Source organism: Paraburkholderia fungorum (genome assembly GCF_046027605.1).
In the GTDB taxonomy this organism is placed as follows: Bacteria; Pseudomonadota; Gammaproteobacteria; order Burkholderiales; family Burkholderiaceae; genus Paraburkholderia; species Paraburkholderia fungorum_F.
Map to the genome: position 1 here is coordinate 1 of NZ_JAQQEF010000064.1, position 4,840 is coordinate 4,840.

2 protein-coding genes are annotated in these 4,840 nt (G+C 62.0%); both read left to right on the top strand.

The window, feature by feature from the left end; all coding sequences use genetic code 11:
* Positions 1–2,590 (top strand): type I polyketide synthase (locus tag PQR53_RS38625; protein WP_408465829.1); only part of this gene is annotated, 2,590 nt, incomplete at its 5' end.
* Positions 2,587–4,840 (top strand): type I polyketide synthase (locus PQR53_RS38630; RefSeq protein WP_408465831.1); only part of this gene is annotated, 2,254 nt, incomplete at its 3' end. The genes PQR53_RS38625 and PQR53_RS38630, both read left to right, overlap by 4 nt.

A 4,840-nucleotide genomic window follows, 5' to 3' on the forward strand; every position in this document is an offset into this window, starting at 1 on the left:
AAACGACAGGGCGACGGCAGAGCCGGATGTGTCGGGATCATCAAGCGATACCGTCGGGCCGACGTTGCCGGGGCGACGTCTTTACCTGCCATTCTCGCGTGAGATCCGTTTCGAACTGCCGCTGAGCCGACTGACTCCCGCCTATCTGGCGGAACACTGTTTGTTCGGTGCGACTGTCGTTCCCGCAGCGTTCCATCTATCCCTCGTGCTTGCCGCTCTGCAGGCATTGGCACCATGTCAGGCTTGTGAGCTTGCGGACATCCTTTTTCCGGAGGCGCTGAGACTGGACGATGAGTCCACCGTCGTGCAGTTGATTCTGGATACGGAAAACGGGCGACCCAACCGATTCACCATCACCAGCCAATCCTCGAGCGGCTGGACGGTACACGCGTCCGGCCGAATTTCCCGATTGACGGCTGAAGCAGCGCCCGCTACCACGCCGCGGTTGCCGCCCGGTGGAGGTTCTCCGATTTCCGGCGATGATTTCTATGGCCGCCATGCAAGCTCCGGTTATAGCTGGGGCCGAGCGTTTCCATGGTTGGAGCAGATCTGGCCCGGGGTGGACGAAGCCTGGGGGCGGATTCCCATGACACGGCGGGAACAGGCCGCGGGCGACAGTCCGCTGTTTGCCGGGCTTGTCGACTCCTGGTTTCACCTGATGATGCATACGGCGCAATGGCGGGCATTGCCGGAAGACATCCTGCGCATTCCATTCAGTATCGAGAAATTCAGTTTCTGGGGAACCGCATCGAACAGTGAGCCGCTATGGGCGAATGCGGGTGGCAAAGCCCTGGCGCTGTTCGATGACACGGGCCGGATCGTGGCGCGGGTTGAAGGATTTGAGTTTCGTGAGCTCCATCGCGCCGATCTACAGTCCGCCCTTAAGGGGGACGTGTCCAGCCGTCTCTACGAAATCACCTGGCAGCCGGATGATCGGGTCGCGCAGGCGGCGATTCCCGGCGTGATCGTGCTCGCCGCGGACGGCGCCGACAGGCTCGCCGAAAAGCTGATGCCGCCGGGTGTCACCGTTGTCGTGCTTGACCAGGACGTGATGTTGAGCCGCCGTTGCGAGACGTTGGCGCAAATTTTTGCCTCCGCTTCTGGACCGCTGTGGCTTGTTACGCGCGGCGCGATCGACACTGACCCGGCACAGTCGGCATTGTGGGGGTTAGCCCGCGCGGCTGCGCACGAGCACGCCACCGTTGCATTGCAACTGATCGATCTCGATCCCTCAGCGGACGATGCAACCGACCTTGCCGCGCTGACGGATATGCTGGCGCATGGCGCCGACCGGGAGCAGGCCGCGTATCGCGACGGCAGGCGGCTGGTTGCGCGTCTGGCCCGGCTTCCCCGCGTGCGCAACGAGACTCGTCCGGTGCCGGCTCTGCATGCCGACGCTACCTACCTCGTGACCGGTGGGCTGGGTGCGCTTGGCCGCCATGTAGCCAGGTGGCTTGTGGCGCGCGGCGCGAAACATGTCGTCCTCGCCGGTCGGCGTGTGCCGGGCGAAAATGCCGGCGGCGCCAATGACAATAGCCAGATCCGCATCGTCGAAACCGACGTTGCGGACCCAAGTCGTGTACAGGCATTGATCGCCCTGATTGCTGATGAAATGCCGCCGCTGAGGGGGGTGATTCACGCCGCGGGTCTGCTGGACGATGCACCGCTGGCAGCGCAGAGCCGCGACAGATTCGAGACCGTGCTGGCGCCCAAAGCGACCGGCGCGCTGAATCTGGATAGCGCCATTGCAAATTTGCCACTGGACTTCTTTGTCTGTTTCTCGTCGGTGGCTTCGGTGCTGGGCGCACAAGGTCAAGCCAATTACGCCGCTGCCAATGCGTTCGTCGACGCTCTCATGCAACAGCGCCGCGCGCGGGGCTATCACGGTCTGAGCGTGAACTGGGGACCATGGGCGGGAAGCGGAATGGCGGCGAGGCTCGATCCGGAATTGCAGCGGCGCATAACGGAGCAAGGATACGACTTCCTTGCACCCGATCTGGGCATCGAAGCGCTTGAGCGTCTGTTGAATGCCGATGTCACGCAAGCTTGCGTTGTGTCCATGAACTGGACACAACATGCCGGGAGTCTGGTCAATCGCGTCACACTGCCTCTGCTGTCCCGATTACTGCCCCAACAATGGAACAGGGTCGGCGAAACGACCCAGAAGCTACGGCATGAAATTGCCACCGCAACTGCGCCTGAACGCGTGTGTCTGGTTGCCGATTATTTGTCGAAAAATTTGATAGAAGTCCTCGGTATTGGCGAAAACCATTCCATCGATCCGCAGCAAGGATTCAGCGAACTGGGGCTCGACTCGCTGATGTCGATCGAATTGAGAAATCGTGTGTCGCGGGATCTTGAAATGCCGTTGTCCGCTACGGCGATATTCGAATATCCCACGTTGCATTCGATGACTGAATTCCTGGTTAAGCGAATCGCGGCGGCCGATGCATCGGCCGCTCCCACCGTATCGCCGGCACAGGACCACGCTATCGAATCCGATGCGATCGAGACCGCTGTCGGGGCACTTTCCGACGCAGAACTTGCTGCGCTCATCGAGCGTGAATGGATTGGCCTGGAGGGGCAATGAGCGAACTCACTCCCGAACTTACTCCGCTACAGCGCGCTGTTCTGGTCACGCAAAAACTGCGCGCCCGTGTCGATGAACTGGAGGCAGCCCGCAACGAGTCAATCGCAATCGTCGGTATGGCTTGCCGTTTCCCCGGCAGGGCCGACAACCCGGAAGCGTATTGGCAGCTACTGCGCGAGGGTGTCGATGCGGTAGGTGAAGTGCCGCCGGATCGTTGGGACTGGCGCGAACACTACTCGGAGAACGCTGCGGCGCCTGGCAAGACCTATGCGCGCTACGGGGCGTTTCTGCAAAACATCGACGAATTCGACGCCGCTTTTTTCGGTATCGCGCCGCGCGAAGCACGCGCCCTGGATCCCCAGCAGCGGTTGGTGCTTGAGTTGGGATGGGAGGCGATGGAGCGCGCGGGCTATGCGTCCGGGAAGATGCGCGGCAGCATCACCGGCGTGTACCTGGGCGTCACGATGGCGGACTATGCGCACAAGACGCTGAGTTCGGGCCACCTGGAGAGGGTCGACGCCTACAATCTGCTCGGCAACGCGCGTGCCATGGCGGCGGGGCGGCTGGCCTACGTGTGCGGATTTCAGGGGCCGGTCATGCAGTTGGACACGACATGCTCGTCGTCTCTTCTGGCGGTTCATCTGGCCATCCAGGGTTTGCGCCAGAAGGAATGCGAGATCGCGCTGGCCGGCGGTGTAAATGTGATGCTGTGGCCTGGCGCAGCGATTGGCTTCAGCCGGTTGAATGCGCTCGCGCGCGACGGTCGCTGCAAGGCCTTCGACGCCGGCGCCGATGGCTACGGGCGTGGCGAGGGCGGCGGCATCGTCGTGCTGCGGCGCCTCAGCGATGCGCTGCGGGACGGCGATCACATCGTGGCGGTGCTGCGCGGCTCGGCGGTCAATCACGACGGTCGCAGCAGTGGCTTGACCGTACCGAACGGTTTGGCGCAAGAAGCCGTGATACGGCAAGCGCTCAAGAATGCGCAGCTCGACCCCGAGCAGATTGGTTATGTCGAAATGCATGGCACCGGTACATCGCTGGGCGACCCCATCGAGGTGAATGCGCTGGCGAGAGCGTTGCAGACAGGGCACGCGGCGCGACAGCCGGTTCGCATCGGGTCGGCCAAGAGCAACATCGGGCATCTTGAGGCGGCCGCCGGCATCGCCAGCCTGATCAAGGCGGCGCTCGTGGTGGAGCAGGGTGAGATTCCACCGCATCTGCATTTTCGTACACCCAATCCTGAGATCTTATGGGACGAAATCCCAATCGAAGTGCCACTGACGCTGACGCCCTGGCGTTCGCAGGATGCGCCGCGCCGTGCCGGTGTCAGCGCTTTCGGGATGAGCGGCACCAACGTGCATGTGGTAGTCGAACAGCCGCCGGCGCTCAAGGCGAGGGCCGGCGAGCGTACAGGTTCGCACGTGCTGCATCTGTCGGCGAGGAGCGACACCGCACTGCGAGCGCTGAGCGGACGGCTTGGCCATTTCCTCATGACGCATCCCGATACTTCGTTGCATGACCTATGTTTTACAGTCAATACCGGGCGATCCCGCTTCGAAAAGCAAATTGCGATTCACGCGCAAAACATCACCGGGTTGAAAGCGCAGCTCGAATCGTTCGCCGACGGAGGCAGTATTGCGTTGCCGTTGCCGGAGACTTCAAACGTTCAGGATTCTTCAAAAGGCCGCAAACTCGTTCTGCCGACCTACCCGTTCGAGCGAAAACGATATTGGATCGATGCGCCGAAGCCATCTTCCGTCCCGCATCAGGTGCGGGACGACGAGGTACGCGCCTGGTTGTATGGAATAGCATGGCGCGAACAGGCATTGATTCATACGGCTGCAGAGAATTTTCCGTCGATCCCGACACTCGACCCGGGCATTTGCCAGGTCAGACGTACCGCGCTGGCCGAACCCGACGCACTGGCGTTCCCCGCCGTTTTGGCCGCACTGGAGGCGCGTAGCCTCGGATATGTGCGAGCGGCATTTGACAGCCTGGGCTGGAGCGCCGATCAGCAGCCCGGATTGGTTCCCTGTTACCGGCGTCTGGTAACAAGAATGTGGGCGATGCTGGCCGAAAGTGCAGAAGATACACAGGTCGACACGCAACCGCCGACGTGTGCCGAAGCGAATTTGCTGGCGGTGTGCGGGCCTCGCCTGGCTGACGTGCTATGTGGAGCGTGCAACCCGCTGGATTTGCTTTTCCCGGCGGGAGACGACAGCGCTGTCCGCGCGCTCTACGAATACTCGC